The organism is Neisseria flavescens (assembly GCF_001618065.1).
Taxonomy (GTDB): domain Bacteria; phylum Pseudomonadota; class Gammaproteobacteria; order Burkholderiales; family Neisseriaceae; genus Neisseria; species Neisseria flavescens_A.
Genome location: NZ_LAEI01000033.1, coordinates 1 through 24,081, shown reverse-complemented (window position 1 = coordinate 24,081; position 24,081 = coordinate 1). Strand labels below are relative to the sequence as shown.

At 49.0% G+C, this 24,081-nt stretch carries 21 protein-coding genes; 7 read left to right on the top strand and 14 right to left on the bottom strand.

Annotated features, from left to right (window positions below; all coding sequences use genetic code 11):
• The first annotated feature begins 37 nt into the window (after positions 1-37).
• Positions 38-532 carry a hypothetical protein gene (locus TW89_RS04600; RefSeq protein WP_283114512.1) on the top strand — a complete coding sequence of 165 codons (495 nt, stop codon included), beginning with the start codon at positions 38-40 and terminating at the stop codon, positions 530-532.
• A 46-nt stretch (positions 533-578) separates the two neighbouring features.
• Here the strand turns inward: TW89_RS04600 and TW89_RS04595 are convergent, their stop codons facing one another.
• Together TW89_RS04595 and TW89_RS04590 are read right to left on the bottom strand one after the other, a co-directional pair.
• The gene (locus TW89_RS04595; protein WP_128580681.1) at positions 579-1,295 is read right to left on the bottom strand and encodes an S-methyl-5'-thioinosine phosphorylase; all 717 of its coding nucleotides are present in this window, start codon (positions 1,293-1,295) and stop codon (positions 579-581) included.
• A 66-nt stretch (positions 1,296-1,361) separates the two neighbouring features.
• Positions 1,362-2,432: an AI-2E family transporter gene (locus TW89_RS04590; RefSeq protein WP_070625529.1), complete on the bottom strand. Its 1,071-nt coding sequence runs from the start codon at positions 2,430-2,432 to the stop codon at positions 1,362-1,364.
• 203 nt (positions 2,433-2,635) lie between these two features.
• Between TW89_RS04590 and purM the strand changes: the two genes are divergently transcribed.
• Positions 2,636-3,670: a phosphoribosylformylglycinamidine cyclo-ligase gene (purM, locus tag TW89_RS04585; protein WP_003686290.1), complete on the top strand. Its 1,035-nt coding sequence runs from the start codon at positions 2,636-2,638 to the stop codon at positions 3,668-3,670.
• A gap of 74 nt (positions 3,671-3,744) precedes the next feature.
• Here the strand turns inward: purM and TW89_RS04580 are convergent, their stop codons facing one another.
• From TW89_RS04580 to recO, 10 genes are all read right to left on the bottom strand, one after another.
• On the bottom strand, positions 3,745-4,956 hold the full coding sequence (locus TW89_RS04580; protein WP_128580680.1) for an acetate kinase: 1,212 nt from the start codon (positions 4,954-4,956) through the stop codon (positions 3,745-3,747).
• Between the two features lie 214 nt (positions 4,957-5,170).
• A complete protein-coding gene (gene prpF, locus TW89_RS04575) occupies positions 5,171-6,340 on the bottom strand; it encodes a 2-methylaconitate cis-trans isomerase PrpF (protein ID WP_107848957.1) in 1,170 nt (389 codons plus the stop codon).
• 117 nt (positions 6,341-6,457) lie between these two features.
• The gene (acnD, locus tag TW89_RS04570; RefSeq protein WP_107848958.1) at positions 6,458-9,064 is read right to left on the bottom strand and encodes a Fe/S-dependent 2-methylisocitrate dehydratase AcnD; all 2,607 of its coding nucleotides are present in this window, start codon (positions 9,062-9,064) and stop codon (positions 6,458-6,460) included.
• Positions 9,065-9,467: 403 nt separating this feature from the next.
• Positions 9,468-10,622 (bottom strand): bifunctional 2-methylcitrate synthase/citrate synthase, encoded by a 1,155-nt coding sequence (gene prpC, locus TW89_RS04565; protein ID WP_070583901.1) that lies wholly within the window; start codon positions 10,620-10,622, stop codon positions 9,468-9,470.
• Between the two features lie 84 nt (positions 10,623-10,706).
• Positions 10,707-11,582, bottom strand: coding sequence for a methylisocitrate lyase (gene prpB / locus TW89_RS04560; protein WP_164836696.1), 876 nt, complete (start codon positions 11,580-11,582; stop codon positions 10,707-10,709).
• Between the two features lie 764 nt (positions 11,583-12,346).
• The gene (locus TW89_RS04555; RefSeq protein ID WP_107697316.1) at positions 12,347-12,769 is read right to left on the bottom strand and encodes a hypothetical protein; all 423 of its coding nucleotides are present in this window, start codon (positions 12,767-12,769) and stop codon (positions 12,347-12,349) included.
• A gap of 1 nt (position 12,770) precedes the next feature.
• A complete protein-coding gene (locus TW89_RS04550; RefSeq protein ID WP_225522179.1) occupies positions 12,771-13,574 on the bottom strand; it encodes an NUDIX domain-containing protein in 804 nt (267 codons plus the stop codon).
• A 153-nt stretch (positions 13,575-13,727) separates the two neighbouring features.
• Positions 13,728-14,105 (bottom strand): holo-ACP synthase, encoded by a 378-nt coding sequence (gene acpS, locus TW89_RS04545; protein ID WP_107769052.1) that lies wholly within the window; start codon positions 14,103-14,105, stop codon positions 13,728-13,730.
• 90 nt (positions 14,106-14,195) lie between these two features.
• Positions 14,196-14,924 (bottom strand): pyridoxine 5'-phosphate synthase, encoded by a 729-nt coding sequence (pdxJ, locus tag TW89_RS04540; RefSeq protein WP_070589100.1) that lies wholly within the window; start codon positions 14,922-14,924, stop codon positions 14,196-14,198.
• Positions 14,925-14,992: 68 nt separating this feature from the next.
• A complete protein-coding gene (gene recO, locus TW89_RS04535) occupies positions 14,993-15,736 on the bottom strand; it encodes a DNA repair protein RecO (protein ID WP_128580677.1) in 744 nt (247 codons plus the stop codon).
• A 140-nt stretch (positions 15,737-15,876) separates the two neighbouring features.
• Between recO and TW89_RS04530 the strand changes: the two genes are divergently transcribed.
• Both TW89_RS04530 and TW89_RS04525 read left to right on the top strand, forming a co-directional pair.
• Positions 15,877-17,313, top strand: coding sequence for a patatin-like phospholipase family protein (locus TW89_RS04530; RefSeq protein ID WP_128580676.1), 1,437 nt, complete (start codon positions 15,877-15,879; stop codon positions 17,311-17,313).
• A 112-nt stretch (positions 17,314-17,425) separates the two neighbouring features.
• Positions 17,426-18,160, top strand: coding sequence for an epoxyqueuosine reductase QueH (locus tag TW89_RS04525; RefSeq protein ID WP_128580675.1), 735 nt, complete (start codon positions 17,426-17,428; stop codon positions 18,158-18,160).
• A gap of 51 nt (positions 18,161-18,211) precedes the next feature.
• Here TW89_RS04525 and TW89_RS04520 read toward each other — a convergent pair whose 3' ends face one another.
• Complete coding sequence (locus TW89_RS04520; protein WP_128580674.1) at positions 18,212-18,544, bottom strand: stress response protein; 333 nt, start codon at positions 18,542-18,544, stop codon at positions 18,212-18,214.
• Between the two features lie 391 nt (positions 18,545-18,935).
• On the opposite strand from TW89_RS04520, the gene nrdA reads away from it, so the two are divergent.
• The 3 genes from nrdA to yfaE all read left to right on the top strand — a co-directional run bounded on the left by nrdA (position 18,936) and on the right by yfaE (position 23,035).
• The gene (nrdA, locus tag TW89_RS04515; protein ID WP_128580673.1) at positions 18,936-21,215 is read left to right on the top strand and encodes a class 1a ribonucleoside-diphosphate reductase subunit alpha; all 2,280 of its coding nucleotides are present in this window, start codon (positions 18,936-18,938) and stop codon (positions 21,213-21,215) included.
• 281 nt (positions 21,216-21,496) lie between these two features.
• Complete coding sequence (nrdB, locus tag TW89_RS04510; protein WP_004520359.1) at positions 21,497-22,630, top strand: class Ia ribonucleoside-diphosphate reductase subunit beta; 1,134 nt, start codon at positions 21,497-21,499, stop codon at positions 22,628-22,630.
• A 105-nt stretch (positions 22,631-22,735) separates the two neighbouring features.
• On the top strand, positions 22,736-23,035 hold the full coding sequence (yfaE, locus tag TW89_RS04505) for a class I ribonucleotide reductase maintenance protein YfaE (RefSeq protein WP_128580688.1): 300 nt from the start codon (positions 22,736-22,738) through the stop codon (positions 23,033-23,035).
• A 77-nt stretch (positions 23,036-23,112) separates the two neighbouring features.
• Here yfaE and TW89_RS04500 read toward each other — a convergent pair whose 3' ends face one another.
• Positions 23,113-23,547, bottom strand: coding sequence for an acetate uptake transporter (locus tag TW89_RS04500; RefSeq protein WP_283114505.1), 435 nt, complete (start codon positions 23,545-23,547; stop codon positions 23,113-23,115).
• Positions 23,548-24,081 lie beyond the last annotated feature (534 nt).

Genomic DNA, 24,081 nt, shown 5'->3' with positions numbered 1-24,081 from the left:
AGATAGCTTGGTTAATTGCTTTTCTATGGTTGTTACCATGCGCTACCACTTTCCTATTGCCGTTGATATTTATGATTTTTTGTATACCGGCCGATTTGACTATCTGGAAATCGGACAATCGGCAGAGTCTATTTTGCAGATGTTTCCTGCGCCTGATTGCGTCCCTAAAGGCTTGTTGGTACAAAAAGGCTGGAATATTTGGCTTTATGGCGATATCGAACTGCATTTCTCCGACAATCGGCTGACACAGATTCGTGCTGATTTTCAGCCTAATGCTGCATTAAGCGGCGGCCGTTGGGTAAAGTTAAATCCGTGGTTTTTTGCAAATGGCTGCCTCGATGTTTATGCCGTCATTCAGCGCTTGGTGCAACGCAATATTGACTTTATTAAAACGGAAACGCATACCAATTTAATTTTGCAGTTGCAAAGCGGGGTTGAATTGATTTTTGAAAAATGTCAGGGTATGAAACTTGCCTCGTTCCGCAAACAAAAAGCCTCCCTGCCTCATTGGGCGCGTGAAACGGCTTCTTAAATAAAACAATGCCGTCTGAAAACATTATTTCAGACGGCATTATTAGTTACAAACCATTCAATAATTGTCGGATTTTCGTCATCGCCATAGAAGTCTGTTCATCACAGCCCTCAGTCCCTACTCCGCTATCAAAGCAATCAATACTGCTGACACTGCAAAAGTGGGCATAGGCCATTTTCAACTCCCTGGCCAAAACGGCTTCAGGCATACCAGTCATACCGAGTACATCTACCCCATCACGGCGATAACGAGCGATTTCTGCGCGGGTCGGACGGCGCGGGCCTTGCAGGCAACCATAAACGGCGGAGTCGTAAATCGGCACATTGTGCGCTTTCGTGATATTTAATAACTTTTGTCGCAATTCATTGCAATAAGGGTTGAAAAAATCGGTATGGACGACAGGGCATTCTTGGCCTTCAAAAAAAGTATCTTTACGGCCATAGGTATAGTCGATCAAATCGTCCGGCAACACCAAGCTGCCGTTTTCAAAATCAGGATTGATACCGACGACTGAAGAAATGGCAATGATGTTTTCAACGCCTAAAGAGTGCAACGCCCAGATATTGGCGCGATAGTTGATTTCATGCGGCGCGATGGTATGGCTGAAGCCGTGTCGGGCGAGGAAAACAATATCCAAGCGCCCCAACCTACCGAACAAAATAGGGCTGCTGGTTAAGCCGTATGGAGTGCGTACGATTTTTCGCTCGGTAATTTCGAGTTCCGGCAGTTTGGTCAAACCGCTGCCGCCGATAATGGCTAACATATAGACTTCCTTTGTTATCAATGGCCGTCTGAAACTTGGATTTCAGACGGCCTTAATATTATCGATTTATTTATGTTTGTAGAAATGGCTGCCGAAATAGGCAGATGCACCTTCACGTAATAAAACCAACGTGACGGCGGCAAGTGGCAGACCGGCAAGCATACCGACAAAACCCATCAGTTGTCCGAAAGCCATCAACGAGAAAATCACCCAGAACGGAGACAAACCAATGCGGTCGCCGACGATTTTAGGCGTAATGAAAAAGCTTTCCAAGAATTGTCCGACACCAAATACAGCCCAGACCATCAATAAACCCTGCCATGAGCCATATTGCAAAAGCGCGGCAACTGTTGCCAGCAAAAGGCCGGTAAATGCACCCAAATACGGAATAAATACCAAAATACCGGCAATCATACCGATGGCAAAGCCGGAATCCAAACCGACCAGCATCAAGCCCAAGCCATAGACCAAGCCCATAATCATCATCACCATCAGCTGGCCGCGCAGAAATTCGCCCAAAACTTCATCCATATTGCCGCTGATACGCGTGTAAGTTTCGATAAAACGGCGCGGAACCAATTTGCTGATTCCGGAAGACCAGCGTTTCCAATCCAACAAGAAGTAATACAGCAGCAAAGGCAACAACACCAAATTGCTGACGCCGCTGATCACGTTGCCGCTTTGACGCATCAAGGTCGGAATCCATTCTTTGAGCGTATTGCTCAACTCATCCGTATGCGACTGCAACCATGCGATGATTGATTCTTGATCGATTTGAATATAATCCCCGCTGACGCTGTTGAGCCACGGCAGCAGTTTGTTTTGAACAAAGCCCACGATTTGCGGCAGGCGTTCGGCCAGATTATTAAACTGGTTCAACAACATAGGCACGATAATCAGCACCAACGACAGCAATATCAGCAAAGCCAGTGCCATAATAATCATAGAGGCCGGCGCGCGGCGGATACGCTTCAATTGAAGCCACTCGACCAAGGGATTCAAAACATAGGCCAAAACGGCAGCCACAATAAACGGCGTCAAAACATCGCCCAAGGCATATAAAAGCCAAATAAAGGCTGCGATGACGCAAGCCATAATAATCCACGGTTTTGCGCCGCGCGCTTTCTTTTGATACATAAAAAGGTGTTCCCCAGTTGATGCTTAAGGTCTTCAAAATAAATAAGCAGTATAACAGATTCACAAAGGCCGTCTGAACGCGCGACGACTATTAAGATAAAATAAAAATTGTTGACAATAATGCCAAAAAATTCAGCATGAATCCTCCAATTTAAGATAAAATACGCTCCGACAATCTACCCATACCCTAATAAGGAAATCCAATGAGCACTTCTTTGAGCTATCGTGACGCAGGCGTGGATATCGACGCAGGCGATCAACTGGTCGAAAACATCAAACCTTTTGCCAAGCGTACTATGCGCCCTGAAGTGTTGGGTGATTTGGGCGGTTTCGGCGCTTTGGTCGAAATCGGCAAAAAATATAAAAATCCGGTATTGGTTTCCGGTACGGACGGCGTCGGCACCAAGCTGAAACTGGCATTCGACTGGGACAAACACGATACCGTCGGCATCGATTTGGTTGCCATGAGCGTCAACGATATTTTGGTTCAAGGTGCAGAACCTTTGTTCTTCTTGGACTATTTCGCTTGCGGCAAGCTGGATGTTGCCCGCGCGACTGATGTGATTAAAGGCATTGCCCAAGGTTGCGAAGAATCCGGTTGCGCTTTGATTGGCGGTGAAACTGCCGAAATGCCGGGCATGTATCCCGAAGGCGAATACGACTTGGCCGGTTTTGCCGTCGGCGTGGTTGAAAAAGAACGCGTGATTAACGGCCGCAGCATTCAGGCCGGAGACGTTGTTTTGGGCTTGGCTTCCAACGGCGCACACTCCAACGGCTACTCTTTGGTACGCAAAATCATCGAGCGCGACAATCCTGATTTGGATGCGGAATTTGACAACGGCAAAACCTTGCGCGAAGCCATCATCGCCCCTACCCGCCTGTATGTGAAACCTATCCTTGCCGCTTTGGAAAAATTCACCATTAAAGGCATGGCCCACATTACTGGCGGCGGCATTACCGAAAACGTACCTCGCGTTTTGCCTGAAAATACCGTCGCACAAATCGATGCCAAAGCGTGGGAATTGCCTAAACTGTTCCAATGGCTGCAAAAAGCAGGCAATGTGGAAACCCAAGAAATGTACCGTACCTTCAACTGCGGTATCGGCATGGTCGTTATCATTGCTAAAGAAGATGCCGATGCGGTACAAGCATTCTTGAGCGAACAAGGCGAAACCGTTTACCGTTTGGGCGCAGTTCGTGAGCGAAACGGCGACGAACATCAAACCCAAGTGGCTTGATTGAGATGTAATTAAAAAAGTGCGGATGATGAATCCGCACTTTTTATTGTTTATGGTCTAGGAAAATCTTCACCCTAACCTACTTCTTCCAAAAAGCCAGCCAACTGCGCCGTATCGTGGGCAATCATCAGCTCTTCATTGGTTGGAACAACCAAAACAGCCGGCATAGAACCTGTCGGGCTGATGATACCGGAGTTGCCGTAGCGTTTGTCCATATTGGCTTTGGTGTCGATGTGCAGACCTAAGAAATCCAAGTAGGAAACAGTTTTAGCGCGGATATTACGCGAGTTTTCGCCGATACCGCCGGTAAACACGAGTGCATCAATGCCGCCACAAGCTACTGCCATCGAAGCAATGTATTTGGCAAGGCGGTAAGTCATCACTTCCAGAGCCAAGCGTGCGCCTTCATGGCCTTCATCCGCAGCAATTTCCAAAGAACGGCAGTCGTTGGAGAGTTCGGAAATACCGAGCAAGCCTGATTTTTTGTTCAGCATTTCATTAACTTGTGCAACATCCAAACCGGCGTGTGAAGTCAGGTAGCTGTATACGCCCGGGTCGATGTCGCCGCAGCGCGTACCCATTACCAAGCCTTCGATCGGCGTGAAGCCCATACTGGTGTCAACGGATTTGCCGTTTTTGATCGCGGTAATGGATGCGCCATTGCCTAAGTGGGCAATAATCATGCGGATGTCTTCCAACGGTTTGCCCAAGATGCGTGCGGCTTCAGGGGCAACGTAACGCATACTGGTACCGTGGAAACCGTAGCGGCGGAAAGCGTATTTTTTACGCAATTCGCGCGGAACGGCATAAGTGTAGGCACGCTCCGGCATGGTTTGGTGGAACGAAGTATCCATCACGCCGACATTGGGCAGGCCCGGGAAATGCTCTTGCGCAGCCAAAATGCCGTTGATATTGGCAGGGTTGTGCAGCGGAGCGAGCGGAATGCAGGCATTGAGTTCGTCCATTACTGCTTGGTCGATCAAAACAGATTCGCTGTATTTTTCGCCGCCGTGAGCGATGCGGTGGCCGATGGCTTTAATGCGGTCGTGCAGGCCGTGTTTTTCAAGCTCTTTCAACAGCATACCTACGGCACCGGCATGATCGTTACGGCCGGTCAAAGCTGTTTGGCATTTTTTGCCGTCTTTGCTGAACGTAATGACTGCTTCGGGCGTACCCAAACGTTCGCCGAGACAGCTTAAGAGAACTTTACCGTTTTTACGGTCGATAACGGCACCTTTGAGTGAAGAGCTGCCGCAGTTCAGAACAAGAATGAGTTGGTTGGACATGGTGTTTCTCCTTTGAATTTTTGATTGTTTTTTTGGCTTCAGGCCGTCTGAAAAGAGCAAAAACATTTGAGAGCTTTTCAGATTGCCTTTGGTTTGGTGTTTAGTCAGGCTTTATGCCCAACCCTAATCTCCATTGCAGGTATCGCTTACCTGACTAAAATCTGCTTATTTGGTTTTCAGACGGCCTTGTTTAATGGCGTGGCCGTCTGAAAACTTAAAAGCAATCTTCCGGCACTCGGACTTGTCCTTCCATAATCACGCGTGCGCTACGGCTCATGACCGCTTTGGTGGCCGTCCATTGTCCGTCCTGACATTCGGCGGCAGCACCGACACGCAGTGTGCCTGACGGATGGCCGAAGCGGACTTCTTTACGCGCTCCGCCTCCGGCTGCAAGGTTGACCAGCGTTCCGGGCACGGCGGCGGCGGTAGCGATGGCAACTGAAGCGGTGCCCATCATGGCATGGTGCAATTTGCCCATGCTCAACGCGCGTACCAATAAGTCGATGTCGGCAGCTTTGACGGTTTTGCCGCTTGAAGCGGTGTAATCGGCCACAGGGGCGACAAAAGCGACTTTCGGAGTATGGGCGCGGGTGGCGGCCTCGGATACATCACTGATCAAGCCCATTTTCAGTGCACCATACGCACGGATGGTTTCAAATTTTTCCAGAGCCGCGGCATCGTTGTTGATGTCGTCTTGCAACTCTTTGCCTGTGTAGCCCAAATCTGCGGCATTCAGGAAAATGGTTGGAATACCGGCATTGATAAGCGTGGCTTTCAGACGGCCTATATTCGGCACATCAATTTCATCGACCAAATTGCCGGTTGGGAACATACTGCCTTCGCCGTCGGCCGGATCTAAAAATTCGATTTGTACTTCGGCTGCCGGAAACGTTACGCCGTCAAGCTCAAAATCACCTGTTTCCAACACTGCGCCGTTTTGCATCGGTACATGGGCAATAATGGTTTTGCCGATGTTTTTCTGCCAGATTTTGACGGTACACAGGCCGTCTGAAGGGATTTTGGATTTATCGACCAAGCCTTGCTCGATGGCAAATGCGCCCACGGCGGCGGTCAGATTACCGCAGTTGCCGCTCCAATCGACAAAAGGTTTGTCGATGGAAACTTGTCCGAACAAGTAATCGACATCGTGATCGGTACGTTCGGATTTGTCCAAAATCACGGCTTTGCTGGTGGACGAACTGGCATTACCCAAACCGTCAATCTGTTTGCCGTAAGGGTCGGGGCTGCCGAGTACGCGCAAGAGGATTTTGTCGCGTGCCTCGCCTGCTTCCTGCGCAGCGGCCGGCAGATCGGTGCGTTTGAAGAAAATGCCTTTAGATGTACCGCCGCGGTAGTAAACGGCTGGAATTTTAATTTGCGGCATTTCGAGTTCTCCTTTGTATTTCTCGTATGGTTTTTTCAGACGGCCTCTCAAACATTCGAGGCCGTCTGAAAACCTTTTTGAGCGTAGCCCGGGCATTTTAACTATGCCTGATTTACCTTACGCTGCATTTCCTTCTAAGAAGTCTTGTGCGAAACGTTGCAATACGCCACCGGCTTCATATACCAACACTTCTTCTGCGGTATCGAGGCGGCAGGTAACCGGAACTTCGACGGTTTCGCCGTTTTTACGGTGAATCACGAGGGTCAGGTCGCAGCGCGGCGTGCGTTCGCCGACAACATCGTAGGTTTCCGTACCGTCCAGTTGCAGGGTGTGGCGGTTGGTACCCGGTTTGAACTGCAGCGGCAACACGCCCATACCGATCAAGTTGGTGCGGTGGATACGCTCGAAGCCTTCGGCAACAATCGCTTCCACGCCGGCGAGGCGTACGCCTTTTGCAGCCCAGTCGCGGCTTGAGCCTTGACCGTAATCCGCACCAGCAATGATGATGAGCGGCTGTTTGCGGTTCATATAGGTTTCGATGGCTTCCCACATACGCATGGTTTTGCCTTCAGGTTCAACGCGTGCCAGAGAACCTTGGCGTACGCTGCCGTCTTCATTTCTCACCATTTCGTTAAACAGTTTCGGATTGGCGAAAGTGGCACGTTGGGCGGTCAAGTGGTCGCCGCGGTGGGTTGCGTAAGAGTTGAAGTCTTCTTCAGGCAAACCCATTTTTGCCAAATATTCGCCTGCGGCACTGCTGGCCAAAATTGCATTGGACGGCGAGAGGTGGTCGGTGGTGATGTTGTCGGGCAAAATTGCCAGCGGACGCATACCGCTCAATGTACGTTCCCCTGCCAGTGCGCCTTCCCAGTAAGGTGGGCGGCGGATATAGGTGGACATTGGACGCCAGTCGTACAGCGGGCTTGGTGCTTTTTGTGCTGTGCCGGTATCGAACATCGGGATATAAACGTCGCGGAATTGTTGAGGTTTCACATATTCGGCAACGATGGCATCGATTTCTTCATCGGTCGGCCAGATATCTTTCAGGCGGATTTCGCGGCCGTCTGCAACGCCGAGTACGTCGTTTTCAATATCGAAACGGATGCTGCCTGCCAGCGCGTAGGCAACGACCAACGGAGGCGAAGCGAGGAAAGCCTGTTTCGCATACGGATGGATACGGCCGTCGAAGTTGCGGTTGCCGGACAATACGGCGGTGGCGTACAAATCGTGGTCGATGATTTCTTTCTGGATTTTCGGATCCAGCGCGCCGCTCATGCCGTTACAGGTGGTACATGCGAAGGCAACGATACCGAAACCGAGTTTTTCCATTTCAGGCAGCAGGCCTGCTTCTTTCAAATAGATTTCGGCTACTTTTGAACCCGGGGCAAACGAAGATTTCACCCAAGGTTTGCGTTTCAAGCCGAGGCGGTTGGCATTGCGTGCCAACAGTGCGGCGGCGACAACGTTGCGCGGATTGGAAGTATTGGTACACGAAGTAATCGCGGCAATAATCACTGCACCGTCAGGCATTTGGCCGTCTGAAGGCTCTTCGTAAGGTTTTGCCAAGCCTTTGCTGGCCAAATCGGCGGTCGCAAAACGGGCATGCGGGTTACTTGGACCTGCCATGTTGCGCGTTACGCTGCTCAAATCAAATTTCAATACGCGAGGATAAACGGCGGTTTTCAAGGCATCTGCCCACAAGCCTGCGGTTTTGGCGTAGGTTTCCACCAATTTCACCTGCTCATCATCGCGACCGGTCAGTTTCAAATAATCAATGGTTTGCTCATCAATAGCGAACATCGCAGCAGTCGCGCCGAACTCAGGGGTCATATTGGAAATGGTGGCACGGTCGCCGATAGACAGGCTTCTTGCACCCTCGCCGAAAAACTCGACAAATGCGCCAACCACGCGCTCTTTACGCAAGAATTCGGTCAGTGCCAACACGATGTCAGTAGCAGTAATGCCCGGCTGGCGTTTGCCTGTCAGCTCAACGCCGACAATATCAGGCAGACGCATCATGGAGGCACGGCCCAACATCACGGTTTCGGCCTCCAAACCGCCCACGCCTACGGAAATCACGCCCAATGAATCGACGTGCGGCGTATGTGAGTCAGTACCGACGCAGGTATCAGGGAATGCCACGCCGTTTTTGACTTGGACAACCGGCGACATTTTTTCCAAGTTGATTTGGTGCATAATGCCGTTGCCCGCCGGAATCACGTCCACATTTTCAAATGCGGTTTTTGTCCAGTTGATGAAGTGGAAACGGTCTTCGTTGCGTCGATCTTCTATTTCGCGGTTTTTGCGAAAGGCGTCAGGATCGTAACCGCCGCATTCAACGGCTAAAGAGTGGTCGACAATGAGCTGGGTTTGCACCACAGGATTGACTTTGGAGGGATCGCCGCCTTTTTCGGCAATCGCATCGCGCAGGCCCGCCAAATCCACCAACGCTGTCTGACCCAGAATATCGTGACACACCACGCGCGCTGGATACCAAGGAAAGTCGATTTCCTGTTTTCCCTCAATCAGTTGGCCCAACCAGCTTTGCAGCGTAGGCAGGTCGACTTTGTCTGCGCGGTTGACCAAGTTCTCAGCCAAGATACGGCTTGTATACGGCAGCTTGTCGTAAGAGCCTGGTTTGATGTCTTCACACGCTTGACGCGCGTCGTAATATTCCAAATCCGTACCGGGCAAAGCTTTGCGGTAGCGTTGGTTGGCAGTCATGTCGGTTCTCCTAAAATCTATTCTTTTTTGGTTTTGGGGTTTCAGACGGCCTGTTGATTCGGACCTTAAGGCCGTCTGAAACCATAAATTCTGTTTTATTGCTTGTTGTCTGAAATCTATTCGCGGTATGAAAAAAAATTGCTGCTCCGCTACCATCATTCCCGTATAGACGGAAATCCAAACTTAAATCTTTCAGTACTCTTTACAGCAGAACATTTCAACTTTTGAATTTCTGCCTGTATGGGAATGACGACAGCAGAGCAGCATGTTTTCCAAACGGCCGGCTCTCTCTCTCTCGCATACTGCACTAGGCCGTCGAAAAACGAAAACTTAATTTATTCATTGTTTTCAAACGGCATTTCGAGATGGGGCGGGCTGGCGGCCCACCCTGCTGTTACGCGTATTAGCGGTTTTCAATCTCCACGAATGCCAAATCTTCAGGGCCTGTGTAGTTTGCGCTCGGACGGATGATTTTGCCGTCTTTGCGTTGCTCGAGAACGTGTGCGCTCCAACCGGTTGTACGGGAAATTACGAACAGCGGTGTGAACATAGCGGTCGGTACGCCCAATTTTTGGTAGGAAACAGCGGAGAACCAGTCCAGATTCGGGAACATTTTTTTCTCTTCCCACATCACGCTTTCCAAGCGTTCGGCAATGTCAAAGAGGCGCATATCGCCGGTTTCTTTGCTCAAACCGCGTGCCACTTCTTTAATGACAACGTTGCGAGGGTCGGAGATGGTGTACACCGGATGACCGAAACCGATCACGATTTCTTTGCGACCGATGCGTTCGCGGATGTCGGCTTCGGCTTCGTCGGCATTGCGGTAGCGTTTTTGAATATCGTAAGCCACTTCGTTTGCGCCGCCGTGTTTCGGACCTTTCAACGCGCCGATGGCGCCGGTGATGCAGGAATACATATCCGAACCCGTACCGGCAATCACGCGGGCGGTGAAGGTGGAGGCGTTGAATTCATGTTCCGCATACAGAATCAGTGAAACGTGCATGGCTTTGATGTGTGATTCGCTTGGACGTTTGCCGTGCAACAGGTGCAGGAAATGACCGCCGATGGTCTCTTCGTCGCTTTCAACTTCAATGCGTTTGCCGTTGTGCGAATATTGATACCAGTACAGCAGGATGCTGCCGAGGCTGGCGATCAGTTTGTCGGCGATGTCGCGCGCTTCACTTTCCGGATGGCTTTCACGTTCGGGATGAACGCAGCCCAGCATGGATACGCCGGTACGCATCACGTCCATCGGATGGGTATGTGCAGGCAGGCTTTCCAAAACTTTGATCACACGGATAGGCAGACCGCGCATGGATTTGAGTTTGGTTTTATAAGCAGCCAGCTCGAATTTATTGGGCAGATGGCCGTGAATCAGCAGGTGGGCGACTTCTTCAAACTCGCATTTTTGTGCCAAATCCAGAATGTCGTAACCGCGATAGCTCAAATCGTTGCCGGTACGGCCAACGGTACACAATTCGGTATTACCGGCCGCAACTCCAGAAAGCGCAACGGATTTTTTAGGTTTGAAAGTCGGGGTTTGAGTAGTTTCAGTCATGGTATTTCTCCTTTGTATTTTTATGGGATTTATTTTTCAGACGGCCGATGCGGATTTGTTGAAAGGCCGTCTGAAAGCGGTTACTTATTTTTGAAACAATTTATCCAGTTTTTGCTCGAAGGCATGATAGTTCAGATGCTCGTACAGCTCGGCACGGGTTTGCATAGTGTCAACCACTGCGGCCTGAGTGCCATCGCGCATAATCGCTTCATAAACATTCAGAGCGGCTTTGCTTGCTGCGCGGAACGATGACAGCGGATACAGAACCAGCGACACGCCGTTTTCAGCCAGCTCGCTTTGGGTATAAAGCGGAGTGGAACCAAACTCGGTAATGTTGGCCAATACAGGTACTTTCACTGCATCTGCAAATTGGCGGTACATTTTCAAATCGGTCATGGCTTCAGGGAAAATCATGTCTGCACCGGCTTCGACACAAGCCTGAGCGCGTTCGATAGCGGCATCCAAACCTTCTACCGCCAGCGCATCGGTACGCGCCATAATCACAAAGTTTTCATCAACGCGTGCATCTACGGCAGCTTTGATACGGTCGACCATTTCATCTTTAGAAACGATGGCTTTGTTCGGACGGTGGCCGCAGCGTTTTTGCGCTACCTGATCTTCGATATGAACCGCTGCAACACCAGCGCGTTCAAAGTTACGAATAGCACGGGCAATATTGAATGCACCGCCCCAACCTACATCGATGTCCACCAGCAAAGGGGTATCTACGTTGTCCGTAATGCGTCGCGCGTCGATCAGCACATCTTCCATTGTGGTGATGCCCAAATCAGGGATACCGCAAGAGCAGGCTGCCACGCCGCCGCCAGACAGATAGATTGCTTTGAAACCGCTTTGGGTGGCCAATCGTGCAAAGTAAGCATTGACGCAACCGACGACGGCAAGAGGGTTTGATTCTTTCACGGCTTGGCGGAAACGTGCTCCGGCAGAGTGTTGACTCATCATATTTCTCCTTTATAGACTTTTTTTCAGTATTAATCGGACGGCTCGTTTTTTTACAACTTGAAACGACCCGTTTAAAAAGAAACAATCGTTCTAAAAACTGTTTTCAGACGGCCTGTAAAATTTCAATCATCAACCATCTGAAAATTTAAAATCAATAAATACAAATAGTTATCAAAACCAATAAATACAATAAGGCTGAAGCGGAGGCGTACGTTTTTTAATTTTATTAATCAATATATGAATGGCTGTTGGGGATACAGATATTTTAAAACCCGAAGCGTTTGTAGGAATACGGAAACTGGATTCGGGTCGAGAGCCTTCAGACCGTCGGGACTGCCAATAAGCTGGCGACGACGGGAGCGGCAGAGACGGGAGAAAATCTATAACAAGAGAGAGTGGTTTGATACAGATTCATGATGATGTTCCTTTGTAGTGCGATGTAGTTTTTATTTATGGAAACAAATTTAAAAAATAAAACCGGTCTTGTCAAACACTTTTTTCAAAAAAATTATAAAAAATTCAGTTATTAATAAACGATTTTTTCACAACAAATGTAAAAAACGGACAGGCTGTACCACATCAAACCCTTGTGTGGCCTAGCTTCTGTCCGTTTTGTGTTTTTGGCTGATAGTCAGAATAATTGTAAACAATCTGTCTAAAAATAATTTATAATTGATTCATTTATAAAGAACTTTTAAATATGCCGTCTAAAAAAATTAAAATTTTTGCCTTTAAATTTTCAGACGGCCTTTGCATGATGACTACTCTGCACTAAATGCCGTCTGAAAAGTCTGTTTGCCAATGGTAATGTCGGCAGTGTAATCATGGCGGCCTTCGACGCAAAACGGCAAGCGGATTTGCGCAGCCTGCCAACTTTGTGGCGATTGTTGCGTCAGGTTGTAGCGATTGAAGCCCATATCCATGTTTTTCATACTGAAACTGATACTGACCGCGCCCGTATTCTTCGGCACATTCTCAACCACAATATCGAAAGGTTCGTGTGTATTGATGGAGGTCGCTCGCACTTTTGAACCGTCAGGCAGGACGCAGCCTTGTGTTAGACTACATTCGACTACATTCGCTTTTGTCTGTTGCCGCTGCCACCAATCCAAGAGCAGCAGTTTGGCCGCCGCGAACACAATCAGTAAAACAGCGGCAATCAGAAGCTTTTGATTTTTACTCATTTCAGACGGCCTTAATGTCATTATCGGTCAAAACGGCGTGCGCACCCATGCTCCGCCACTGTTCGCGATAAATGGAAACCATACTTTCCGGAGCTGCCACAATCAGCGGCATCGCCACGCCTTGTGCCAAAATATCCATAACTTGCCCGGCAGCCGCTTCATTCGCTACTTTCCATACTACAGCATCCGCATTTTGCACCTGCTGCCATTGTTCGGCATTTTCAATGATTGGCCACACGCTGGATGCTTCTATCGGCTTGCCTTGTTGCCAATCGGCAAAATCCAGCAATACGGCAGATGCGGTTTGATGCTGAGCCGACAGATACGGCACAACATGATATTCGCCCATGCTGTTTTGACCGCTCAAGCCGCTTTTCAGACGGCCTTGAAGCTGGCGCGGAATAGAGAGGGAACGTAATAATGCGCTATTGGCAGGCAACATCGGCGCAACGGTAAAATCCCCTGCCTTTTGCCATGCCCATTTCTGCCCTTCCCTCGATTGGATTTCTCCCGTCCATTGGTCGGCTTCCACCCATAAAAAATGCAGGCGTACATGTGCGTGTTCGTAGGAATGGACTTTGGTCAGCCACGGCGTAGCGGCAAGGATACGGATGCCGAGTTCTTCTTCAAACTCGCGCTGCAAGGCTTGAAAATCGCTTTCGCCTGCCTCAACCTTGCCGCCGGCAAATTCCCAATAGCCGGCATACGGTTTGCCCTCCGGGCGCGAACTGAGCAGGTAGTGGCCGTTTTTGTCGAGCAAAATTCCGGCAACCACTTGTACCAATGGACGTGTGTCTTCAGTCATCATGAGCTTATTCTTATACGCGGCAGGCGGCGACACCTGCCGATTTATGCGTAAAAAAACGATGTCGGGCCCATACGCCCGACTTTCAACAAATATCTAACCCTTCAGGTCGTCTGAAAAGGATTTTATCTTTCAGAATACTTAAATCCGGCCTTATTTTTCCGCAATGACAAAAGCCATAACGGTATCCTCTTCATCGCTCATACTGAGATGGCAGCTTCGGATGCCCTGTTCTTCCAGCCATTTGGTCAAAACCGGCGCAAAAAACAATTCAGGTTTGCCCAATGCGTCATGTCCGACACCGATATTGCGGAAAGACACCACTCCGCGTATGCCCGTACCGACGGCTTTGGCAAAAGCCTCTTTGGCGGCAAAGCGTTTGGCAAGATAGTTGACCGGTTTGCCTGCCTGCGGAAACTCCAACAGCTCTTCCGGGCTGAGAATGCGTTGCGCAAATGCCAGTCCGAATTTTTTGTTCAGGCGGATAATGCGTTTGAGGGAAACAATGTCTGTACCTATTCCGTAAATCATGGGTCTGCTCCTTGTTTAAAAATAGTCAGGCCGTCTGAAAGTGTGGATACCGGCCAAAGCAAACCGCTTTAGCCTGTATGGCTGATGCCGTTAAGGCAGCATTCTTGCTCTGAACATGACTTCCTTCATCTGACGGACAGCTTCAGGCAGGCCGAGGAAGAGTGCTTGGGAAATCAGCGAATGGCCGATGTTCAACTCGCGGATGGCGAGAATTTGAGCGATCGGCGTAACATTGTGAATGGTCAGGCCGTGTCCGGCGTTGACGACCAAACCCAAATCGCTGGCGTAATGCGCACCGTTTTGAATGCGCTCGAATTGTTTCATTTGCTCGGCGTGGCTGTGCGCATCGGCATATGCACCGGTGTGCAATTCGATAACGGGCGCGCCGACATCATAAGCGGCCTGGATTTGCGCGTTGTCGGCATCGATAAACAAGGACACGCGGATGCCTGCGTCGGTCAGGATTTTAGTGAACTCGGCTACTTTATCCTGTTGCGCCAATACGTCCAAACCGCCTTCGGTGGTCACTTCTTGACGTTTTTCAGGCACGAGGCACACATCTTCCGGCATGACGTTGAGCGCGTTTTCCAGCATTTCTTCCGTCAGCGCCATTTCCAAATTCAGGCGCGTGCGGATGGCGTTTTTAACGGCAAACACGTCCGCATCTTTAATATGGCGGCGGTCTTCACGCAAGTGCATGGTAATCAAATCAGCACCGTGGGTTTCTGCAATCAGCGCCGCTTCGACAGGGCTGGGATAAATCGTACCGCGCGCATTGCGGACGGTGGCAATATGGTCGATGTTTACGCCTAACAACATAATAATGTCCTTTCTTTAAGGTTTCAGACGGCCTGAGTCATTACCTATCAAAGGCCGTCTGAAAAAGTTCAACTGCCTAAGCCAAACTGCTGCAACTGCTGCAAAACCTGCCGAGACTTGATGCCCTCGGGTAGAAGGTTGTCAATCAAAAGCCGTGTCACTTTCAAAGCCTGACCGAGGCTTTCCTGATGAACGAAACTGCCTTCCCTCAAATCGATTAAAGTCGCGCCCAATACGGCCACGCCCTTATTGAGCGCATGGAAACGGTCGGCCTCGACCAAAGGCACCACGGCCTCTTCAGGCGTGAGCCAATATGTTTCTTCGCCGTTGATTTCATTGCCGTTGCCATCATGAAACAAATCGGGGGCAAAACCCAAGCGTGTCAACAACGTCCATTCAAAACGGCGCAAAGCGGCAATATGGTTGGCCTCGCAACAAATGGTTTTCATGGTTTCTGCTAAAACATCGTATAGCTCAGGCAACGGGTCTTCACGGACGGTCAACTTCAGCATCAGCTCGTTCACATACAATCCGCTGAACAAAGCCCTGCCCTGCGGCTGCGGCCAACCGCCTATCCATTCGGCGCGATGCAGGGTCTTCAACTCTTGCGAGCCATACCAAGATGCGCTCACCGGTACAAACGGCACCAACACGCCGCGCAATTCGCTCTGCCGTTTGCGCGCGCTTCTGGCCAACAAAGCCACCCGCCCATAACGGCGGCTGAAAGCCTCCACCCACAAGCTGCTCTCGCGCCACGGGGCGGAGGCAAGCAGAAAGATAGGTTCGTGGTTGATGCGGTTTGGTTGCGCCATAAGGGTTTGGAAAGATAAAGATTGTGTCGATTATAACGGAAAATCGACACAAAAAGGCTGTCTGAAAGTCTACCTTCTATAAAGGCCGTCTGAAAACCTTTATAATCCGTTTTGAATGAACAACCGACTTTCCTGTGTTTATGCCGAAATTCCCTTTTAAATCTGCCCTTTCCCTGCTCTCCGCAGCCCTATTATCCGCCTGCTCGCTGGTGAAATATCAGCCTCTTGCCGGTATTGATACGGTCAACCTGCAACGTGGCTACCGCTTTGAAACCAGCCGGCTTCAGCACAACGACGAAGACGATACGCTTATTGTATTGATGTTCTCCGGCGGCGGTACGCGCGCGGCGGCCTTGGGTTATGGCGTGTTGGAGCAGCTTCATAAGCAACAGATTACCATAGGCGGCAAAAAACAATCTCTGATGTCGAATGTCGATGTGGTGGTCGGCGTATCCGGCGGCTCGGTTTTAGCGGCTTATTTTGCACTCAAGGGCGAAGAAACCATTCCCTTGTTTTATAAACGTTTCCTACACCAAAACTTCCAACGCCAAGTCGTCAAACAGGCATTCTCCATGTCCAACCTGCCCCGACTGGCCTCGCCTGAATACGGACGCGGCGATCTGTTGCAGGAGCAGTTTGAAAACTACCTTTTCGGCAAAACCACTTTCCGCGATTTGGAAAAAAATGCCAAGGGCCCGTTTGCCATCATTTCCGCCACCGATATGGGCATAGGCGAGCGTTTCAATTTCACGCAGGAATATTTCGACCCGATGTGTATCGACTTGGGCGACTTGCGACTTGCCCGCGCCGTCGCAGCTTCAAGCTCCGTGCCTATGGTGTTTGCACCGATTACGCTCAATAACAACGGCGGTCATTGCCAATACACGCCGCCGTTGCAACTTGTCTCCGACAGCGAATCCGGTAAAAAACAACTGCAAACCCGAAAAGAATTTTTCGAGCGTTTCCAAAAATACAGCGACAGTAAAAACCGTCCCTACATCCACCTTATCGACGGCGGCTTGACCGACAATCTGGGCATGCGCAGCCTTTTGGACATGACGGAGATGTATCCGGAAAAAATTCTGACGCATAAAATCAAACAAAACAAAATCCGCCATATTGTCGTTATCAACGTCAATGCCCAAAACGAAGTCAGCAGCGATTTGGATAAAAGCGCGGCCGTACCCGGCTTCCGCGATGTCGTTTCCGCCATCGTAAATATCCCGATCGACCAACATTCGCAAGAATCTTTGCGCCGCTTCAGGGCTTTTGTCGACCAATGGAATAAAGACAAGCAGAATGAAAACATCTATTTCTCTTTCGTCAGCCTGAATCTCAAAGACCTTCCGCCATCCCAGCTGAGGGACAAGGTATTGAATATCCCGACCAGTTTCTATCTACCGCCGGAAGACGTGGACAATCTGCGCACCGCCGCCGCCGAGCTGATGAAACAGTCGCTGGACTATCGCAACCTGCTGGCAGAGTTTGCGGCGCACCCCAATCCAGACATCATCTTCGCAGCCCCGCCTCCTGATGCGCAAGAATTCAAGCCATTGAACGAAAAAGAAAAGCAGTAGCAAACTGTTCCATAAAGTGCAGCTCTGTTAAAATATATGCTTCATTTTATATTTCAGACGGACCCGATACCCAAGGCCGTCTGAAACACTTAACAATAAATAGAATCCAACCATGACCGAATTAAAAACTCCCATCGTTACCGATATTGACCGCCCTATTCTCGTTCCGCCCGGCGGCCATAAAAAAGTCCTGCTGCATTCCTGCTGCGCCCCTTGCAGCGGCGAAGTCATGGAAGCCATGCTCGCCAGCGGCATCGACTACACCATCTACTTCTACAACCCCAACATCCATCCGCTCAAAGAATACATGTTGCGCAAAGAAGAAAACATGCGCTTTGCGGACAAATTCGGCATTCCTTTTGTCGATAAAGACGACGACTACGAAAACGACCGTAAAGAATGGTTCGCCAAAGCCAAAGGCATGGAATTCGAACCCGAACGCGGTATCCGCTGCACCATGTGTTTCGATATGCGTTTTGAAAAAGCGGCTCAATATGCCCATGAAAACGGCTTCCATGTCTTCACCAGCTCACTGGGCATTTCGCGCTGGAAAGACATGAAACAGATCAACGGCTGCGGCCATCGCGCTGCCGAACCGTACGATGACTTGGTTTATTGGGATTTCAACTGGCGCAAAGGCGGTGGCAGCGCACGCATGATTGAAATCAGCAAACGCGAGCATTTCTACCAACAAGAATACTGCGGTTGCGCCTACTCCCTGCGCGATTCCAATGCCCACCGCAAATCGCAAGGCCGCATCCCCATCAAGCTGGGCGTATTGTATTACGGTGATGAATCCACCCAATACGAGCCTCAAGCCGAAAACAAAATCATTGTTGAGAAATAAATATCAAAGGCCGTCTGAAACATTCAGACGGCCTTTGTTCAAATCAGACGATTAACGGCGGCGGAATTTGCCGTGGTCAAAATCATCAAATGCCTGATAAGCAGCTTGGCATTGAATTTTTTGCTCGGCATAAGGCAAACCGCGGAACGCTTTTGCCGCTTTACGGTTTTCCCTCAATTCGGCCTTGTTGCCTTTGTAGCGATACCAAGTGGCACGGCGCTCAAGGTATCTCTTACAAGCAGGATGCAATTTGTTTTTCTTCACATACTGGTGTTTGCTCACATGATGGCCATGCGGTTTGGCCGCCGCTTCGGCAGAATAAGCACCCAAGCTCAATACGGCAACCGCCGTCAGTGCGGAACCTAAATTTTTCAACATTAACATGATTCGCCTCCTAAATAGTTTTTCCATTATATGTTTCGCCAGGGCACCGGCAAAACGCCCATTTTTTACATGACAAAAATGTGGTTAATTACTACATCATACTACTTGCTTTGCAAAATTTAACACTCCTTCCATTTAGACGAAACCTGAATATAAATTTCTTTATTTCATAAGCCTCTAGCCAATGTCTGGCAAAATATGATGCAAACGCAAAATAATGCCAAATCGCCACAAAGCCACATAAAATCTAGTTTAAGCCTCCCATCCCCTAATCCACACCCCGAAAAAAGCGCATTGTCAAGTCTAGTTAAATAAAGAAAAATACATTATATTGTGCCGTTCAAAGCAATCACATACCGTATCTTGTGTTTTTTAATGGGAAGACTGAACAATGAATGCAGCAACGAATATTAAAGTAACCAAACGCGACGGACGCTTGGAAGATATCAATTTAGACAAAATCCACCGTGTTGTTACTTGGGCGGCGGAAGGCTTACAAAACGTCTCCGTATCGCAAGTCGAGCTCAAATCACATATTCAGTTTTACAACGGTATCCGTACCGACGACATCCATGAAACCATCATCAAGGCCGCGGCCGACCTGATCTCACAAGATACGCCTGATTATCAATATCTGGCCGCCCGCCTCGCCATTTTCCATCTGCGTAAAATCGCTTATGGCGAATTCGAACCGCCCCACCTCTACGATCACGTTAAAAAACTGACCGAAGCAGGTAAATACGACCGCCACATCATCGCAGATTACAGCCGCGAAGAATTCGACGAGCTGAATGCCTATATCGACCACAGCCGCGATATGACCTTCTCTTATGCAGCCGTAAAACAGCTGGAAGGCAAATATCTGGTTCAAAACCGCGTTACCCGCCAAATTTATGAAACACCTCAGTTCTTATATATTTTGGTGGCCATGTGTCTCTTCAGCAAATATCCGAAAGAGACCCGTTTGGATTACGTCAAACGCTTTTACGATGCCGTTTCCACATTCAAAGTATCGCTGCCTACACCTATCATGAGCGGCGTGCGTACGCCTACCCGTCAATTCTCAAGCTGCGTATTGATTGAATGCGACGACAGCCTCGACTCCATCAATGCCACCACCAGCGCGATTGTAAAATACGTTTCCCAACGCGCAGGCATCGGCATCAATGCCGGCCGTATCCGTGGCTTGGGCAGCGAAATCCGTGGCGGCGAAGCACAACACACCGGCTGTATCCCATTCTTCAAAATGTTCCAAGCGGCCGTTAAATCCTGCTCGCAAGGCGGCGTACGCGGCGGCGCGGCAACCTTGTTCTACCCATTGTGGCACATTGAAGCCGAAAGCCTGTTGGTATTGAAAAACAACCGCGGCGTAGAAGACAACCGTATCCGCCAACTGGACTACGGCGTACAAATCAACCGCCTGCTGTACACCCGTTTGATTAAAGGCGGCAACATTACCCTGTTCTCGCCGAATGAAGTTCCGGGTTTGTATGATGCCTTCTTCGCCGACCAAGACGAATTCGAACGCCTCTACACTCAATACGAGCAAGATCCAAACATCCGCAAACGTACTTTGCCGGCAACAGAATTGTTCTCCACTCTGATGCAGGAACGCGCCGGTACCGGTCGTATCTACATCCAAAACGTTGACCACTGCAACACGCACAGCCCGTTTGATCCACGCGTTGCGCCTGTTCATCAGTCCAACTTGTGCATGGAAATCGCCCTGCCGACCAAACCTTTGGACAACATCAACGATCCGAACGGCGAAATTGCCTTGTGTACCTTGTCCGCCTTCAACTTGGGCGCATTGAACAACTTGGACGAACTGGAAGAGCTTGCCGATTTGACCGTACGCGCACTTGATGCCCTGTTGGATTATCAAGACTATCCGGTTGCAGCCGCACGCACCGCAACCATGAACCGCCGCACACTCGGCATCGGCGTCATCAACTACGCCTACTATCTGGCGAAAAACGGCGTACGTTATAGCGACGACTCCGCCCTCGGCCTGACTCACCGCACCTTTGAAGCCATGCAGTATTACCTGCTCAAAGCATCGGTAAACCTTGCCAAAGAATACGGCGCATGCCCGCTGTTCAACCAAACCGTTTACTCGCAAGGCAAACTGCCTATCGACACCTACAAAAAAGACTTGGACGCCGTGTGCAACGAGCCTTTGCATTACGACTGGGAAAGCCTGCGCGCCGACATCGTCAAATACGGCCTGCGCAACTCTACCCTGACCGCACTCATGCCGTCTGAAACCAGCTCGCAAATTGCCAACGCCACCAACGGCATCGAGCCGCCACGCGGATTGGTAACGGTTAAAGCATCGAAAGACGGTATTTTGAAACAAGTCGTACCGGAATTTGAAACCCTGAAAGATGCCTACGAAACCCTGTGGCAGCTTCCCGGCAACGAAGGCTACCTGAAACTTGTCGGCGTAATGCAAAAATTCGTCGATCAATCGATTTCTGCCAATACCGCCTACGACCCGAACAAATTTGAAGGCAGCAAAGTTTCCATGAAACAAATGCTGAAAGACCTACTTACCGCCTATAAATACGGTGTCAAAACCCTGTACTACCATAACACCCGCGATGGTGCGGACGATACTCAAACCGATATTCAAGATGATGGTTGCGTGGGCGGGGCTTGTAAGATTTAAGGACCTGGATTTTTATTAACAGAACTTCTTCAAGAAGTCTGTAATTAAAGTTTAGGCTTCTTGGGGAGGATATTCTTCATTATAAGCATATGAGTTTTATGGATATTCCTTCGATTATTGATAGTCTAAGGCGTAATAAAGACGTAACATTTTTAATTGCGACTGTATTAATTTATTCGGTTAAACAGGTCAAAAATATTTTGTGTAATAAAAATTTCCTACAAACTGTCAAAACCTTTAAAGACAAGGATTCAGAATAAATGTCTTGTGAACATTTAACTATGTCATACAGTACCTTTTCCAAAACCAAAAACGACGCGCTGAAAGAGCCGATGTTTTTTGGTCAGCCGGTAAATGTCGCCCGTTATGACCAGCAGAAATACGAAGTATTTGAAAAACTGATCGAAAAACAATTATCTTTCTTCTGGCGTCCGGAAGAAATCGACGTGTCGCGCGACCGTATCGACTACGCCAATCTGCCCGAACACGAAAAACATATTTTCATCAGCAATCTGAAATACCAAACCCTGCTCGATTCGATCCAAGGCCGCAGCCCGAATGTTGCGTTCTTGCCTTTGGTGTCTATTCCCGAGCTGGAAACGTGGATTGAAACGTGGAGCTTCAGCGAAACCATCCACTCACGCAGCTACACTCATATCATCCGTAATATCGTGAATGATCCTTCAGTCGTGTTCGATGATATTGTGCAAAACAAATACATCATCGCCCGTGCTGAAGACATTGCCTGCTATTACGATGATTTGATTGAATACACTCAGTATTACAATCTGTTGGGTGAAGGTTCGCACAATGTTGGTGGCAAGCTTGTTACCGTGTCTTTGCGCGAGTTGAAGAAAAAGCTCTATCTCTGCCTGATGTGCGTCAATGTATTGGAAGCCATCCGCTTTTACGTTTCATTCGCCTGTTCGTTCGCCTTTGCCGAGCGCGAATTGATGGAAGGCAACGCCAAAATCATCAAGCTGATTGCCCGTGACGAAGCCCTGCATTTAACCAGCACCCAGCATATGCTCAACCTGATGCGTGCCGGTGCCGATGATCCTGAAATGGCTGAAATTGCGAATGAATTGCAGGACGAGTGTTTCAACCTCTTCAAAAAAGCAGCTGAGCAGGAAAAAGAATGGGCGGCCTATCTGTTTAAAGACGGCTCAATGATTGGCCTGAACAAAGAAATTTTGGCTCAATACGTTGAATACATTACCAATCTGCGTATGCAGGCGGTTGGCCTTCCTGCCGGATTTGAAGGTGCGACCCAAAATCCGATTCCTTGGATCAACGCATGGCTGTCTTCTGACAATGTACAGGTTGCGCCGCAGGAAGTGGAAATTTCCTCTTACCTGATTGGTCAGATTGATTCGGAAGTCAATGCCGACGATTTGGGCGATTTCGAGCTGTAATCGAACATTCGGTTTTATGATCAAGGCCGTCTGAACGGTGTGGCAGAAATCTTTGATTTCGTCTTTACACCGTTTCAGACGGCCTTTCCAATCCAAACAAATCATATGGCACTCATTAGCACACACGACAAAACCTTCCAACTCCAACAAGGTGAAACCTTATTGGAGGGCTTAGAGCGCACCGGACACGAGGTTGAATACCAATGTCGCAGCGGCTATTGCGGTTCATGCCGGGTCAAAATCTTGGATGGGAAAGTGTCTTATGATAATTTTCCGCTCGCTTTTATAGCGCCTGGAGAAATTTTGCCGTGCTGCTGCCAGGTTACTGAAGACATCAAGCTTGATTGTCGGGAGCGTATCAAAGAGCCGGATTTATTTGATGTCGATTTATTTGAAGATAAATAAAAAATGCCGTCTGAACATTGCGGTCGAAATCTTTGATTTCATTTCCACCGTTCAGACGGCATTTTGTATGGTTAAGCTTATTTACGCTCACCAACCGGCAAAACAGTACGGCCGAAAGATTCGTTGATGACCTCTGCCGCTGCCAAGTAGAACGCACCAAGTGCAGTTACCAAGCCTAAGCAACCGCCGATATGGACGATGCTATGATTTTCCATGCCATCGCCAATACCCAGTGCAAAGAAAGTCAGTGTCAAGCAAAAGAAAATACCGCTCAATACTTTAGGCTTGGTCAAGGTAGCCACAAACATCATCAGCGAAAACATACCCCATGCGCAAAGATACCAGCCGATAAATGCCGGAGCGGTTTCACCTTTGAAAAAGATGGTAAACAAAGCCCATGTCCACCAGAATGCGCCATAGCTGATAAAAGCGGTAAAGCCAAACGTATTGCCTTTCTTGAACTCAAACATACCAGCAATAACTTGGGCGATACCACCAAAGGCGAGAGCCATGCCAAAACTAAGCCGACACCCTCTTGAGCAGTAAAAAAGCCGCCGTTAATCAGACTGAGCAACCAAGTTGTCAATGTCTAAAGCCTAACACAAGGACCTAACTAGGACCTGGAATTCGCCAGGTTTTCTTTAGTACGTAGTCATTTTATTTCTCCTCTGGTTATTAAATAGGAACCCTATTGTTACAGGTTTTATTAAATTAAAGAATAAATTTAAAAATCTAGGTACCGTACTAGGTAAATATTTTTACAGTACGGACCTTTAGAACGTATTAAATAATTTAAAACGTATACCCTAAAAATTTACGGACCCTAAAGGTACTTTTTTACCGTTAAATTTTTACCTAACGTTTTACGGTACCGTAACTTTACCGTAAAATTTTTTACGGGGTAACCCCGGGGTTAAGTACCCCGGGTTAACGGTTTTTTTTTACCCGTACGGGTTTCCGTTACGGGTCCCTAAACCCGTTAAAAACGGGGTTAAAACCCGTTAACGGGACCCCGGTAAACGGTACCCCGGTAAAAAACCCGGGGG